The sequence below is a fragment of the Pseudanabaena sp. lw0831 genome, assembly GCF_016584665.1.
Classification (GTDB): Bacteria; Cyanobacteriota; Cyanobacteriia; order Pseudanabaenales; family Pseudanabaenaceae; genus Pseudanabaena.
On the sequence record NZ_BBJB01000054.1, the window covers coordinates 38607 to 53605 of the forward strand.

At 43.4% G+C, this 14999-nt stretch carries 14 protein-coding genes and 1 tRNA gene; 6 read left to right on the forward strand and 9 right to left on the reverse strand.

All coding sequences use genetic code 11. The features are described 5' to 3' along the window. Positions 1-75 precede the first annotated feature (75 nt). From APA_RS09765 to APA_RS09775, 3 genes are all read left to right on the forward strand, one after another. On the forward strand, positions 76-621 hold the full coding sequence (locus APA_RS09765) for an NYN domain-containing protein (protein ID WP_142654364.1): 546 nt from the start codon (positions 76-78) through the stop codon (positions 619-621). A 51-nt stretch (positions 622-672) separates the two neighbouring features. Next, a complete protein-coding gene (locus tag APA_RS09770) occupies positions 673-1383 on the forward strand; it encodes a Uma2 family endonuclease (RefSeq protein ID WP_201322093.1) in 711 nt (236 codons plus the stop codon). A 133-nt stretch (positions 1384-1516) separates the two neighbouring features. Then, on the forward strand, positions 1517-2380 hold the full coding sequence (locus APA_RS09775; protein WP_201322094.1) for an Rpn family recombination-promoting nuclease/putative transposase: 864 nt from the start codon (positions 1517-1519) through the stop codon (positions 2378-2380). A 237-nt stretch (positions 2381-2617) separates the two neighbouring features. Here APA_RS09775 and APA_RS09780 read toward each other — a convergent pair whose 3' ends face one another. After that, positions 2618-4867, reverse strand: a complete 2250-nt coding sequence (locus APA_RS09780; RefSeq protein WP_201322095.1) for an NACHT domain-containing NTPase — start codon at positions 4865-4867, stop codon at positions 2618-2620. Positions 4868-5016: 149 nt separating this feature from the next. Here APA_RS09780 and hisG point away from each other — a divergent pair, with 149 nt between their 5' ends. Continuing rightward, complete coding sequence (gene hisG, locus APA_RS09785) at positions 5017-5649, forward strand: ATP phosphoribosyltransferase (RefSeq protein ID WP_201322137.1); 633 nt, start codon at positions 5017-5019, stop codon at positions 5647-5649. 78 nt (positions 5650-5727) lie between these two features. Here hisG and APA_RS09790 read toward each other — a convergent pair whose 3' ends face one another. Then, positions 5728-6015, reverse strand: coding sequence for a hypothetical protein (locus tag APA_RS09790; protein ID WP_201322096.1), 288 nt, complete (start codon positions 6013-6015; stop codon positions 5728-5730). Between the two features lie 82 nt (positions 6016-6097). Between APA_RS09790 and APA_RS09795 the strand changes: the two genes are divergently transcribed. Then, positions 6098-7396, forward strand: a complete 1299-nt coding sequence (locus APA_RS09795) for a tetratricopeptide repeat protein (protein WP_201322097.1) — start codon at positions 6098-6100, stop codon at positions 7394-7396. Here APA_RS09795 and APA_RS09800 read toward each other — a convergent pair. Continuing rightward, positions 7393-7884 (reverse strand): hypothetical protein, encoded by a 492-nt coding sequence (locus APA_RS09800; protein WP_201322098.1) that lies wholly within the window; start codon positions 7882-7884, stop codon positions 7393-7395. The two genes, APA_RS09795 and APA_RS09800, sit on opposite strands and share 4 nt — an antisense overlap. A 76-nt stretch (positions 7885-7960) precedes the next feature. After that, a tRNA-Thr gene (locus APA_RS09805) sits at positions 7961-8032 on the reverse strand. Positions 8033-8150: 118 nt separating this feature from the next. Here APA_RS09805 and APA_RS09810 point away from each other — a divergent pair. Further along, a complete protein-coding gene (locus tag APA_RS09810; RefSeq protein ID WP_201322099.1) occupies positions 8151-8810 on the forward strand; it encodes a DUF29 domain-containing protein in 660 nt (219 codons plus the stop codon). On the opposite strand, the gene APA_RS09815 is transcribed toward APA_RS09810, so the two are convergent. From APA_RS09815 to APA_RS09835, 5 genes are all read right to left on the reverse strand, one after another. Beyond that, positions 8753-11113 (reverse strand): secretin N-terminal domain-containing protein, encoded by a 2361-nt coding sequence (locus tag APA_RS09815; protein WP_201322100.1) that lies wholly within the window; start codon positions 11111-11113, stop codon positions 8753-8755. The genes APA_RS09810 and APA_RS09815 overlap by 58 nt on opposite strands. A 260-nt stretch (positions 11114-11373) precedes the next feature. Beyond that, positions 11374-12120 (reverse strand): hypothetical protein, encoded by a 747-nt coding sequence (locus APA_RS09820; protein WP_201322101.1) that lies wholly within the window; start codon positions 12118-12120, stop codon positions 11374-11376. Between the two features lies 1 nt (position 12121). Further along, on the reverse strand, positions 12122-12829 hold the full coding sequence (locus tag APA_RS09825) for a PilN domain-containing protein (protein ID WP_201322102.1): 708 nt from the start codon (positions 12827-12829) through the stop codon (positions 12122-12124). 9 nt (positions 12830-12838) lie between these two features. Further along, positions 12839-13948, reverse strand: coding sequence for a type IV pilus biogenesis protein PilM (gene pilM, locus APA_RS09830; protein ID WP_201322103.1), 1110 nt, complete (start codon positions 13946-13948; stop codon positions 12839-12841). A 298-nt stretch (positions 13949-14246) separates the two neighbouring features. Further along, entirely contained in the window at positions 14247-14849 is a 603-nt protein-coding gene (locus APA_RS09835) for a DUF4168 domain-containing protein (RefSeq protein ID WP_201322104.1), read from the reverse strand. Positions 14850-14999 lie beyond the last annotated feature (150 nt).

Genomic DNA, 14999 nt, shown 5'->3' on the forward strand with positions numbered 1-14999 from the left:
CTAAAAGAAACGCAACATTTGTTAAAGTCTAGTGTCAGAATTGAAGTAAGTAATTCTATCTAGCGGTCTACCATTATGTCTTCGGAACATCCACCAGTTATGTTGGTGGACGGCTATAACGTGATTGGCTTTTGGAAGCACTTGCAGGAGATTCGAGATCTGCAAGGGTTTGACATTGCGCGATCGCATTTAACCGAAACGATGGTGAATTTTAGTGCTTATCACGGCTATAAGACGACTTTAGTATTCGATGCCTATGTACAGGCAACTCCCGCCAAAGCCGAAAAAATAACCAAAAATCTAAGATTATATTTTACCGATCACAACGAAACGGCGGATACTTACATCGAGCGTCAATGTGGCAAGTACCGACGCGATCCGCTACGGCATTTAAAAAGAATTATTGTGGTAACTTCCGATCGCGCTCAGCAGTTAACCGCAGTTGGCTTTGGAGCGGAGTGGCTATCAGCACCAGCATTAGAACAAGAAGTGGAAGCAACTATGCGATCGGTTCAAAGTCGTCAAAAGAATCAAAAAGCGAATACGAACAATCTATTGGGAAATCGTATTGATAGTCAGACTAAGGCTCAACTAGCTAAGTGGCGCAATAGCTTGAATTAAGTTTCGCTAAGATAATACCAATCACGCTCTGGTTTCTGTGAGGGCAAATTTATGACTCCGCAATCTTTAACTCCTGAAGCGATCGCGCCAGAAATTCCTGAAATCGACTATCCCGATAGTGACGGTAATCCCATGTCTGACAATACTGAACAGTATCGCTGGATTGTGATGATCAAGGAAAATCTAGAGATTATCTTTGCTAACGATCCCAATGTATTTATTGCAGGAGATTTGCTCTGGTATCCTGTGCGCTATATACCAAAACGCATGGCTCCTGATGTGATGGTCGTATTTGGAAGACCAAAGGGACGACGAGGGTCATATAAGCAATGGGAAGAAGAGAATATTGCGCCACAGGTTGCCTTTGAGATTTTGTCACCAAGCAACAAAGATCGGCGCGGATTAGAGTCTTTAGAAGACAAGTTTAATTTCTATGAAGCCTATGGGATTGAGGAATATTATGTTTACGATCCTGACGATCTAGTGCTGTCGGGATGGCAACGGATTAGGGATAGGTTTGTTTCTATTGAAATAAAACCTGAATGGGTGAGTCCTTTACTTCAGGTGCGTTTTGAGTGGCGGGATGGACAAGAATTGGTGTTATATCGTCCGAGTGGTCAGCGCTTTTTGAGTTCATTAGAGCTAGAGCAACGAGCTAACTCAGCCGAGCAACGAGCTGATTCGGCTGAGCGACGATCTAATCGTCTTGCGGAGAGGTTACGAGTCTTGGGTATCGATCCTGAAAGTGAGGATAAATGCTAAACCCTTTTCGCTCCCATAGATAAATTGTCTTTGCGTTGTGAGGTTTAGGCGATCGCTTTACCATTTGATGATTGGGGGGATTTGCGTAAATGATGGCAGTCATCCTGTGTATAAAATTCGCTAATATAGGCTGATGCGTACTGACACGATCTTCTTTCAGCTATTTCAGACTTTTGATAGCTTGTTGTTTGAATTGGTGGGATTACCGCCCGAAACAGCAGCAGGATATCGCGTTACTTCTGTGGAAATCAAGGAAAAAGCCTTTCGCTTTGATGGCATTTTTATTCCAGAATCGTTGGATAAAAATATTTGGTTTGTGGAAGTACAGTTTCAAAAACGTGCCGAATTTTATTGGGAATTTATCGGTGAGATATTTCTCTATTTGAGTCAGTACAAGCCAGAGCATGATTGGCAAGCGGTCGCAATTTTTGCGAAACGTAGTATTGAGCCTGAAATACCAAAGCAATTTAGGGTGCTATTTGCTAGTACGCATATTGTGCGAATCTATCTTGATGAGTTACCAGATCATCAGTCGCTTAATCTAGGGCTTGTGAGGCTAATCGTTGCGCCAAAGAGGGAAACCATAGCTTTAGCGCAAAGGTTAGCCGAGCGAGTGGGGCAAGCGGATAGAGAAAGGATGATAGAATTTATTGAGACAGTTTTACTGTACAAGTTTCCCCAGATGAGTCGAGAGGAGGTTGAGGCGATGTTTACGTTAAGTGATCTCAAGAAAACAAGAGTATATCGGGAGGCCCTCCAAGAGGGCAAACTTGAGGGCAAGCTTGAGGGTGAAAAGATTGGGACACAGCTTGGTCAGGTTTTGGGGATTAGGAAGGTTGCGGTACGACTATTGACGCGAAAGTTTGGTAAGGTGACGCTGAAGACTGTGAAACGGTTGGAGAAGTTGTCGGCGGAGCAGTTGGAGGAGTTGGCGGAGGCGGTGTTGGATTTTGAGAAGGTGGCGGATTTGGAAGCATGGCTGAAAAGTAAAAAGTAAAAAGCCGTCATTGTGAAGGGGTAAAGCATTTGCGCGACAATTTTTAAACTCCTCTCAGAAAGTCTCTGTACGTAAATGCTTTACCCTCTTGGCTTTGCACAGATAAATTGTCCCTGTGTTGTGAGGTTTGGGCGATCGCATTACAGTTTAGAGATCGCTTTGATATGGTGTGAATGATGGCGGTAATGCTGCGTCCCTACGGTTTGAATTGATGGGTTTGTGTAATTGATGTTTTTCTTAATTATCTGGTGGTAACAAGAGTTCTGCTTCAATCGCGTCCCACGTTGCAGGGGAGAGTCTAGCTGCTTCTTGCTTGCATTTGAGTAGTAGATCGACGCTATAGAGATATTTGTATAGGGCTAGGGATTCTTCTCTGTTGTAAGTAATCAATCCTTGATTTAGATAAAAGGCTTCAAGATAAGCATTTATCAATTGTTCGGACGTTTTTTTTATTAAGGTGATGTTCGATTCGTTTAGAGCAGATTGAAAGTTTCGTAATTGATTTGTAAAGTTGAACAAATCTAATTCAACAAAAATACCTGATTTTTCTAATTCGCCAAAGTCATTGCTGACGCTGTTCATGAAAGTAGTGCTGGCGCTGTTTACGTCGATGGTTCTGGATCTGACTTTGGTGATGCTTCTCTCCAAGTCGATGCCTCTGGCTCTGGCGATGTCGCTGAGGTTGTCGACTTCTCTGTCGATGTCGCTGACACTGATGCTGATGATAGCGCTGACGATGACGCTGGTGATGTTGATGGCGCTGTCGCCGTCGATATTGCTGTCGATGTCGTCGGCGATGATGATGGCGCTGACGATGCCGATGGAACTGACGATATCAATATCGCTAGCGATGTCGATGATGGTACTGGCAATGGCACTGGCGATCGCTATTGCCCGTTTAGCCGCAGGTTTAAAATTACCTGATGACCCTGCTGTAACTTGATCTGCCCATTGCAGCAAAGCCTTTACTTTGGGATGACGTGCATACTGTTTTGCTGCTTTGTGAATCTCTAAAAGAAGCTCATCTGAACCTCTATCCACCATCAACCCAGAAGCCAATAGAAATACTTCTCTCCATCGTTTATCGGTCAGATATTTCTCTACCATCTGCGAAATTTGACCATGAGCATAGATATGTCTTGCCGTCAGATATTCCTGTAAAGTCAAGTGCGAGAAAGAATACACATCCTCTACCCTTTCCACCAAGATACCTTGCTGGATGGCGATCGCCTCTAAAACTTGTTCCCCACTCAGTTGTTTAGGCGCATTCAGATTACTTGACAGGAATTTCTTAATTCGCTCAACCAATTGAGACTGAGGAATAAATAAGCGATCTTCCGCGAAACCCTCACAAGCAATTTCTGAAAGCAGTACTTCTTCTAGCTCTACACTCAAACCCTCATAGATCTCCTGTCCCATAATTCGCTTTTCGGCAGCCCATTCCTCTAATAAAATCCGCAAAGCACTTTTATATAGAGTGCTACGATTCATAGCAAAGGTTTGTGACTTGTTGTATTTTAGGCAGAGGAAAGTTAGCAAGAGTGGAGTATGTGCAAGTTCCTTTGCGGGCTTGTTTTCGGGGCGTTCTAGCAATTCCCAACAACGCGCCGCCGTTCCCGCCTGTTTATCTTCTTCGGAGCGAAACCAATTATTGATAAACTGCTGAATCTGTCCATCATCAAACTCCGACAAAATCACATCACTAAAACGCTTGAAATTGTAGCGATAGAGAGCAGTACGACAGGAGGCAATGTAGCGATTTTTGTCGTAGCGATCCACAAAGTCTTGAATTGCATCAATAACAGAGTTGACATTTGCTGAAGGTACTTCATCCAGACCATCTAGCAAAATCAGCAATTTCCCCTTTTCTAAAGCACTTTCCGTAAATTCTTTAGGCTTAGGAAATCCACAGGTTGTAAATTCAGCCTCAATTAACGCCTTGAGATCGATTTTGCTCTCGGTGAATTTTTTAAGCTCTAGCAAAACTGGAATGGCTTGATGCTTAAAATTGCCCTTTTTTCCCTTAAAAGATTCCAAACCAATTTTGCGAAGAAATGTAGACTTCCCTGCCCCTGGAGCGCCTAATACCATCAGAAATTGCTTTTGACTAGCCACAGCGATTCCATCCTGCCTTTCCTTGGATCGATGCCTCAGTAATCTCTGACCTGCTTCACGATAAAGCTTCTCCAAATCATCAATAGTCGCAAACTGCTGAATCTCATCCTCTCCCAATAATTGAACTGTTGTAAATATCTCATCTAACTCAACAGGGTCTTTCATTCCCAATACTTTGAGTTTGCCATGTCGTTTAGTGTAACTCTCGATATACTTACCCGCCGCCTTAAAGACAACATCTTGCAAATTCTTACCCACATCTCGCTTCATCAAGCTTGCAAAAAAACTTTCGCCTTCCTCCTTGCCACTGTCTTTGAGTACTTCGAGCGCGATCGCAACTAGAGGTGTAATAAGTGGTTCAAATCCAGTCATAAGATTTAGAGTAATTGCAGTAGCCAGATCTTAGAGGATTTATAGTTGCTTGTGCATTAAAATTCGCTTTCCTCCAAATTATTGGTCAGCATTTTTTGCGATCGGCAATGGGCTGTAGAATGGACTATGACAAACGCTCTAACCATTCCATGTTCACCTTCGCACTGCCCAAAGGCTCATTGTTAAAAGACTCGATCCGCTTACTCCAAGGAGTCGGGCTTGACTTTAGCGCATTCCTCGATGCCTCAAACCGTCAACTACAAATCACCGATCCCACAGGAGCCGCTAGAGCACTGCTAGTAAGAGCGCAAGATGTGCCTGTATATGTGGAATATGGACAGGCTCAAGCTGGCATCGTAGGTGAAGATGTATTGCGTGAAAAAACTCCAAAAGTGGCGAAACTGCTTGATTTGGGTTTTGGGGGTTGTCGGATGTCGATCGCAGTTTCGGGAGAGAGCCGCTATCGATCGCCATTAGACTTACCGCCTCATAGCCGTGTTGCTTCAAAATATGTCGGTTGCGCCCAAGCCTACTTTGACAGCATCGATTTGCCCGTCGAAATTATTCCTCTGTACGGTTCAGTGGAGTTGGGGCCAATTACAGGCATGGCAGAAGCGATCGTGGATTTGGTCTCGACAGGCAAGACACTCAAGGATAATGGGCTGATTGAAATTGAAGTTTTATATCAAAGCACAGCCCGATTAATCGGACATCCGCTTAGTTATCGCTTACATAGCGATCGCTTTGGTAAGTTGATGAGCCAGATGCAAGCTACTGTTTAATCGTTTGTAGGGGCAATTCATGAATTGCCCCTACAAACGATTAAACAAAAAAAGAAGCGCTTCGCGCTTCTTTTTTTGTTAATCAGTTAATTTTCCCCAAGCCGATCGCGCTGCTTTTTGGACGCGATTTAAGGTTTTGGAGACTTTTTTCTCTAGTTTTTTCTCGACATTTTCTAAAGCCTCGTTAACCGACTCAACCGCCCAGCTATCAAATTCTTCAAGGCGATCGCGTACTGAGCCAACCTGCTTATCAACATTTTTATGGGCTTTTTTTAAATTTTTTTCGTACTGCTGTTGAGCTACGTCAGCGACTGTATGCAGCGTTTTTTCGATCTGATGCTTGATATCTTTGGACTTTTTGGACATCGCGATAACTCCTTAGTAATGCACTGCAAAAGTATGAGTTTCATTTATCATAATCGCTATAGCTTGGATAGCAAGTAGAGCCATGATACAAGATTTTAAAGAAGATTTCTATCAGCAGGGTTTAGTAAAGGCGAAGGCTGGCGATCGCTATGGTGCTGTGCAAGCCTTTAGCTGTGCGATCGCTGCTAATGCTCAACTGGCTGAAGCATATTATCAGCGAGGTTTAGTCCTATTTGATTTAGGAGATCGCCAAGGTGCGATCGCTGACTATGACCAAGCTCTTAGTCTGAAACCTAATGCGATCGATGTGTATATTGCTCGAAGCATCACTCGCATTGCGATCTCCAATATCGTAGGCGCTCAAGCTGACATTGCTCAAGCGCTAGTAATTAATCCCAAATCCGCGATCGCCCATCAATTATTGGGCTTGACCTATAAACAACAAAATCAAATCGAAAAGGCGATCGCCACCTACAAACAAGCCGCAAGCCTATTTTTAGAACTACGAGACGAAGATAATTGTCGCCGTTGTATCGAGAGCTATAAACCGCTTGAGGCAATGTTGCCACCATCGACTGCCGATATTTTTGTCAATGTGCAGCAAAGGATCGATAAGGGCGACTATACCAATGCTTTGATCGATCTCAATTGGATGCTGCAAATAGATCCTAAAAATGTTAAAGCTTTCTGTCTGCGAGGCTTGACCCTCAGTAAACTGGGCGATCCTCAAGAAGCAATCAAAGACCTCAATCAAGCAACCTTTCTGGAACCACAAAATCTTGAAGTGCGAATCAACCGTGGCAGAATCCGTCTCGAAATTGGTGATGCTCAGGGGGCGATCGCTGATTTCAATGAATTACTGCGCGAATATCCCAGCATGGCGGAAATTTATAGAGATCGTGCTAAAGCTCATCTAAAGCTCAAGGACTATCGCACGGCGATCGAAGATTTTTCGCGATCTCTTTCTCTGACTAACAGTAGTCCCCAACTATATTGCGATCGCGCTGAGGCGAGGTATGACTTTGGCGACCTCAAAGGTGCGATTGATGATTATCAACAGGCCGCGAATATTTGGTTTAACCAGTCGAACATGGATCGTTATCGCTATGCCCTAGATCGGGTTAATCTCTGGCGATCTGAACTCGAAAAACAGACTAAACAGGGTAAGCGTCAGCAAGCAAATGCAGCGGCTACTGTGGATTTGATGCAAATGCCGAGTCTGGAATTACAACAGCGTTTACTCGGTTTGGTCGGTGGCAATATGGCGATCTCTCAGCGCCTCATCGATATTGCGAAACAAGATCACCCGAATATGCCCGAAGTTTGGTATTGGCAAAAAGTAATTTTTGATCTAGAAAGCGATCAAAGACCTAGAAACTAAGCTTGTCTACGATTGACCATCTCAATCATTAAGCGAATACTTTCGGCTTGAGTTTGGGCAATTGCAGCTTGTTCTTGGATTGCGATCGCTTGACGTTCGGCGATTGCAGCTTGTTCTTGAATTGCGATGACCTGTTCTTGGATCGCGATCGCTTGGCGTTCGGCGGCGACTGCTTGACGTTCGGCAGTGATAGCGAGGCGTTCGGCAGCAACTGCTTGACGTTCGGCGGTCACAGCTTGTTGCTTCGATACTTCTTTAAGTTCGACCAGTTCGGCATGAAGTACTTCTCTGGTTTCCCTTGCTTCTTCAACAGCGCCATTAATTTCAGCTTTTAGGTTAGGTATCTCAAGATAAAAACCCTGTACAAGGATGCCAATATTTTCTATAAGAGCATTTATGCGTATACCTTGCTGATTAATAGTTTCTGCAAATCCATCAACCTTTTCAGCAAATCGATCTAGGCGTTCGTCTGTCCACCTTTCGGTCATTTGTTGATCTCCTTTGATGCTATTAAAATTCACACGTTTATGACTATTTTAATCACTATGTGATCCTTCTTAAGTAAGCCCTCAACGGGATTTGAACCCGTGACCTTTCCCTTACCAAGGGAATGCTCTACCCCTGAGCCATGAGGGCGTTTTTTAACGCTTTGCAATTATGACATAGTGAGGCACATTTGTTGCAAGTCAAAAAACAATATTTTTTTCTGGGCTAACATAGCTAATTGTCTAATCAAGTATATACTGACTTTTTTGTGAACACAACAAAGGCTTTATACGAAACTGACTTTAATCTTTGGCTGACAGAAACTGTAAATCTACTACGCAAAGGAGATGTCGAGAAATTGGATTTGGAGAATCTTGCTGAAGAAGTTGAAGATATGGGGAATAATCGCAAAGATGCTTTGGAAAGTAATTTGATTAGGGTTTTGCAGCATCTACTCAAATGGAAATATCAACCTCAAAAGCGAACTAATAGCTGGAAAGCATCTATTACTGAGCATTCTCTACGTTTAACTAGGGCGTTCAAAAAAAGTCCTAGTCTTAAGTCTTATTTTGAAGATGTGTTTGCAGAATGCTATCAAGATGCGAGATTGATCTCGGCTCAGGAGACAGGGCTAGATATTTTGGTGTTTCCAGAAATTTGTCTATTTGAGCGATTGGATGTTTTGAATCCTCAATACTTGCCCGAAGATTGGAACCATCTGAATGTGGTCTGTAGTGGCGGGTTTTGCAGATATATCCTGCTTCTGCACAGAATTGCCAACCAAACCCGCCCCTACACTAAAAAACAGACTTGGAAATATTTCCAAGTCTGTGAGAAAGGGAGTGTAAATGAACAAGGAAAACGCAAAGTTTACTGGGTCTTGCGTTGGTTGCTATCGAGAACTTTCTGGACTTCTGGACCTGGCTGATAGGTGTAGCCCCAATTTGCATTCTGACTGTCATCAATAATGCGCGGAGTGACAACAATCACGATCTCACTGCGGGTATTATTAGTAACCTGCGAACGGAACAAAGCACCGATAATTGGTAGATCTCCCAGCAATGGAACTTTTCTTATAGATTCAACATCTTGATCTCGAATGATTCCTGACAAAACGAGTGTTTGGTTATCTCGTAAACGAATCCTACCAGAATTAAGAATACGCCTGTTGATAGATCTTACAAAAATAGGAATACCATCAGGAGAAATTAGGTTCACGACGAGTTCTCCAGGCGCACTAATTGTAGGAGAAATAGATAGATTAATGAAGCCATTATCATCAATTCTATCAACTTGAACATTGAGAGCTAGACCTACATCTTCTACCGTAATCGTTTGAATGGCAGGAGTTGTGATATTTCCTGTCGCTTCACTCCGAACAGCTGGTGACACAGTACTCCTAGTTGCAACACCTTCAGTTAGACTAACAGTTCCCGTTTCACCTTCTTGTACTGTAAGCGATGGATCGGTTAGAACCTTAGCATTACTGTTATTAATACTAAGATTTAGCGACGCAATAAGCTGTTGAGGACTAAACGTTGAAAAGAAATTAGCTATACCATTGTTTAGATCTACTGTTAAAGTGCCAGCGGTAGAATCAAGGTTTGTTTGAGTGCTGCTGCCAGGTGTGCTGGGTGCAAAATTTAGAGATGAAATAAAGGTTTGACCTTGCAACAAGCGCACTTCTACAACCTTCACATTAACAGTCACTTGTCTCTTGCGTGTATCCAGTCGAGCCAGTTGGGCTTCGGCAAACTCAATCTGTCTTGGACTGCCAATCAAGGTTAGCGAATTACCCCGCTCTTCGGCAATTACCTGTAAGCCTTTTAGGAGTGGAGTAGCACCAGATTCAGGAGTAATCGAAACTGTTTCTAGGGTTGGAACAGCCTCAGTCGGTATGTTAACAACTGTGGTAGCCGCACTTCCAATAGTTGCACTTTGAGCACCTGGAATAGGGCGTTGGCGGTTGACAACACGAGAAGCTCCTAACCCAATCAGATAAGCTGAGGCTTCACCAACCGTGATTTGATTGAGGCGATAGCTCTTAGTCGATAGATTTTTCAAAGTTACTGGAAGCTTTGTGGCGACAAAGATTGTCTGACCGATACGATTTGCTTCTAGTCCAGTAATTCTCAATACATTATTGAAGACATCTTGAGCAGTCTCATTCTCAATCGAGAGACTGACTGGTTGCTTTAGACCTGCTGTACCACCAGTTGTTGCAGGAGCAGCAGCACCAGTAGTAGAAGGGGCTTCTGCGGAGACAACACTCAAACCTGCCACACGTCCGATCAGAGTCAAAACCTCGATCGCTGGTGCATCGCGCAAAGTGATTCTCGGTACACGTTCAGCAGTACCAAGCTCGACAATGTCCGCACGAAGCTTAGCAGTTGTTGTCGCAATGTCCCCAACTGGAGGAGTCCTGAGTTGTCGGAACGGCGGGACGACACCAGGAACACGACCTGGCAACTGTGGAGTCACTGGATTTGCAACAGGTGGCGGTACACTATTTACCCCAGTATTTAGAGGAGTATTTTGTGCTATTCGAGTCTTCCCATTAGGATCAGTGATCGTCACCTTTGGCTCAAATAATGGCTTGCCAACAGAAGAGCTAGTAGTATTTTGAGCAATTAAAACTTGATTAGGATCAGCAGCCGTTTGGCTATTAACAACTCCAGTTTCAGGTGCATTAGATGCAGAGAGAGAACTAGCTTGAGTTGCGGAAGGCTGCATCTCTAAGCTAAATACTAGGCTATCACCAGTATCCTGACGCTTGATCAAATCCTTAAGCATCTCTGGATCGGTAGCAGTCACTCGAATACGAACTTTATTCGCCGCGTATTGAGTCGCCTCGATCGCAGTAATACCTGGTGCAGGATTAGCCTTGGTATAGCTAGCATTACCATTGACTAGTTGCAACTGTGCGCCATTTAGTACCGCCACCCATGCCTTGCCTTGCTTGGTATAGGTAACTTGAGGGCGATCGCTACTGGCAAAATTCAACGTCAAATTCAAGCGATCGCCTGCCACATTTGTATTGATGTCAGTAATCCGACTCGCCACCGCAACTACATCAGTTGGATTTGCAGAGACTGGACTTTGGACAGCATTTTGAGCTTGTAGCGGTGCGATCGCTAAAACCTGTGGGCAACTCGCAGCAATCAGAAACCAGCAAGCCAGAGACTTACCATTCCAATTCCCATTCAACCTATCATTCAATTTAGCATTCATAATTACACTCCTCTTGTTCCTCACGGAACTCAATACACTTAATCTTTAGTAGTAAATCTGTAGAAACTGGAACATGTCCTAACTAAAAGAACGACATAACCAAGACAGAATTGACGCGATTATGGTGCGAGATTATACCACACTTTGTCAATTTCAAATCAAAAAAATAAATAGGCTTGTTTAGTCAACCCAAATTGTTAGGATTCGAGTCTTTTTCGCCTCCTCCACAGCAGAATCTCTCTGCGGCAGAGGACTGTATTTTATTTTTTCGCAGGTGCAGCGGCGGCAGCCTTAAGCTCAGCGTCAGTTTTAGGGACAAAAGCTTCCAGAGTAAAATCTGCTCCAATTAATGGAGGCAAAATATCCAGAATTTCTTTCTCTTTACCAGCCGCGATCGGTCGAGAGAACTTAAAAGTAGCAGTTGGCAGAGCCTTTTTCGTTAGCTTTAAATCCTTGACAACTAGTAGAGGCTTTAAACGCTCAATTTTTTGAATTGTATTCAATACATCCTCAAACTTGCCATCAAAACCAATCGTGAAGGAATAAGTATCATATTGTGCACCTACAACTGGTACAGAAGGCTGGAAATTGCGCAAGGTTCCTGCTAATTCATAGGAGAAATCTGGCGGCAAAGCAATCACAATAGTCTTAGGGATCTGCTCTTGAATATCGCGGATTAGCGTATCAATATTATCTACATTTGGCAAAAGTGATAGAACAAATTTATTCTGTTGATTCGCTTCCTCAATTTTTTGAGCAATATTACTCTTGCTAGCCACTTGACCTCTAAGCGTTGTGACATTTGTCGTCTTGGTCTCAATATTTTTTTGTCCAGCTTGGACTGAATCCCAGATCGGCATGACATAGGTTGTGGCTACATAAGCAGCTAGAGCAACCCCGCCTACTCCGAGCAAGATCCCTAAAATCTTCGATGTTAAGGTGAGTCCAAATAGAGTTACACCACCTCCACCATCTTCAATTCCTGAAGCAGCTCCAACGTTTGTCATTTTATTTGATAACTCCCTGTTGCTTTAATAGATTGACTCTCGTGACTAACCCATCGGCTCCTGTCTTTTGGAGTGCGGGTAATATATCAGCAGGACTTTTTGTAGTAACAGCCGTGCGAATTTGAAAGTTGACCAATGTAAAGTTTTTATCGGTAGTGGCTGGCTGCAAAGATGACGAGACTAATATTGTCTCCTTTCCTTCTAGTAGAGGCGAGGCTTTGAGCAACAAGAGAAAGTCATTCAACTCATTGTAGCTAGTTGCCTTTCCAGTAAGAGATATCGTCGAACCAGCAGGAGCTTGAGCCGTTGCCGCAACCGATGCTTGGGTAATTGCCTCCACCTGAACGGTAATGGGAGTACGTTTTCTGATGTCATCAGCGATCGCGCTAACAGGCAAGTTACCAACAAACAGATTTACCAACTCTCCAGTTCTAGCTTGAATCGCTTGTAGTTCAGTTTCTTGACTTTTCAGAGCTGTAAGCTTGCTATTTAGCTGTGACTCCTCAGCAGTTAAAACAGAAAGCTTTTGTTTAATACCCTCATTTTGCGAGTTTAAGACTAAAAAAGCACCGCCAACTATGGCAAGAGCAACTACAGCAACTGCACCTCCATAGACTAAAAACTGCGAATCAGCTATCGGTTGACGTTCCGAAGCTTGAGCTTCGTCAGCAGCGCGATCGCTTAAAAAATTAATATCAAGTGTATACATAACGCCTTTTTAAACCTCCCTCAAACCTAGACCTAGAGCAACAGACATAGCCATGCGTTCCTGAATAGGAATGTCACCATCAACAGTTACGCCAACGGCAGTAAGTGGGTCAACGGCAATAGCCGCAATACCGAGACGTTGACTGAAGAACTCGTTTAATTGTCCAATACATGCACCAGGACCTGCAATCAATAACTGCACAACATCCGAGCCAGGAGATTGACTAGTGTAAAAGTCAATTGAGCGCCTTAGTTCATCGGAAAGGTCTCCAACAACCCGCATAATTGCTGCATCGCCCGGAGTTCCACCACCACCAGCAAGACTCGCCGTGTCCATAGACTGAACAGGCACAACAGTTGAACTCAACATTTCCATATCCGTTGTTCTGCGTGGAGGCAAATTGATGGCACGCAATTGAGCATTCTGAATCTGAGCAGTACCGATAGGGAAAGTCCGAGAAAATTGCGGAACTCCATCAACTGTTACCGTAATTTCGGTAGCTTCGTACTCAATATCCACGATCGCAACGGCTTCCGCTAAGGTGCTAAATCGGGCTAACTCATTATGCATAGCACGAATGAGAGCAAAGCTACTAACCTCAACAACGTCAACCTGTAGCTGCGCTATTTCTAGAGCCTGCATATAGCTGTCTGTGACCTCCTTAGGTGTTGCTACCATCAGGATTTCAATACGTTCAATGCCATCGTCATCAAGAGCTGTACCCAGCTTTTGATAATCAACATCAGCATCTTCACGAGGAAAAGGTAAGTACAGACTAGCCTCTTGATTAAGAACCATCTCTCGTAATTCTAAGTCAGGAATTTCCGCTGGCAGGCGAATTAGACGACTCACAGTCTCGCGACCTGGTAGAGCCGTGGCAACCTTCTTAACTTTTATTTTTTTGTCTGCTAGCAAACTGCGAATAACTTCTCCCAGCGCTACAGGGTCGAGAATACGGCCTTCTTCAACAGTGCCTTCAGGAAGCTCGACGCTACCATACGTCACTAGCTTGTAAGAAGATTGCCCCTTGCGGCGCAATTGAACTAGGTTAACTTTCTCGGAAGTGATTTCGATTCCGATGCCTTTCTTAGACTTTCCGCCAAATTTTAAGCCGAACATAAGCGTGTCTTTATGAGTTTTGTAGCTTGTGTAGCACTGGGCATACTAAACAATGGAGGGATTATAGACTGTAAGTGACCGTTGTCAATAGCAGAAGAAAAAATAATCATCACGAATGTCGTAGATGTCTGATTTTGCCTTGTCTCTTATAGACGATTTTGGTCGTTTTAGCAAACAAAACAAAAAATAGTTGAATTTTGGCACGATCATTACAAAAAACAAAAACGAGAAGCTATGCTTCTCGTTTTTGTTTTTTATGATAAATAAGAGAGAATGCGCTTTGCGCATTCTCTCTTATTTATTTGTTACCACGTAGTTGTATTTGCTTACCTTGAATTATGCTTCTCAGACGCGGATTTTGCTTTTGCTCTAGCGTAATTTGATTAAATTCTTTTGTGGTAAATCCATTGCGGCAAATTTCTTCTTCGCTATAGGTGCGTAACTGGTTGCAGAGCGATCGCAAAAATTCTGGCGGATTGGTAAGATCGCATACTTTAGTTTGTTTTGATTCTGCGAGATTAGCGACATTACTCCAATCAGGGTTACTTTTAGCTTCTCTAAAAAGCTCTAGGCGTTTGTTTTCGATCGCATTAGCAGCAGATGCATAACGAGTAAGATTGTCTTCGCCAAGAGACACTTTGTTGAGAAAGTTTTGTAGATTTGAAGGTTTTACGCAAGTTTCAGCAGACGCAGATAAGCGACTACCACTTATCATCGGCTCAACAATGGCGACTATAGCCACACATAGACCAAATAAGCTAATTGCGCCTAATCCCTGACCCAAGTATTTTTTGAAATGATTCTTAACATCGCGTTGATCTGATGCTAAACCTATATTTTGGGTTTGCTTGTTTGCAAATTGCTTTAGATAAACCGAATGTCTCTGATGCCAACTATTCATAATCAATTGCCATTAATCGCAAAAAACACTAAGGACGTAATCTGTTAAGTAAGTAGGCGAAAACCCTGAAACCTGCACTAACCAAGACGCGGGCGGTGCAGGTTTTAAATCTGGGGTTTAATATACGCCAGATGTTACTCATCTAAAAGT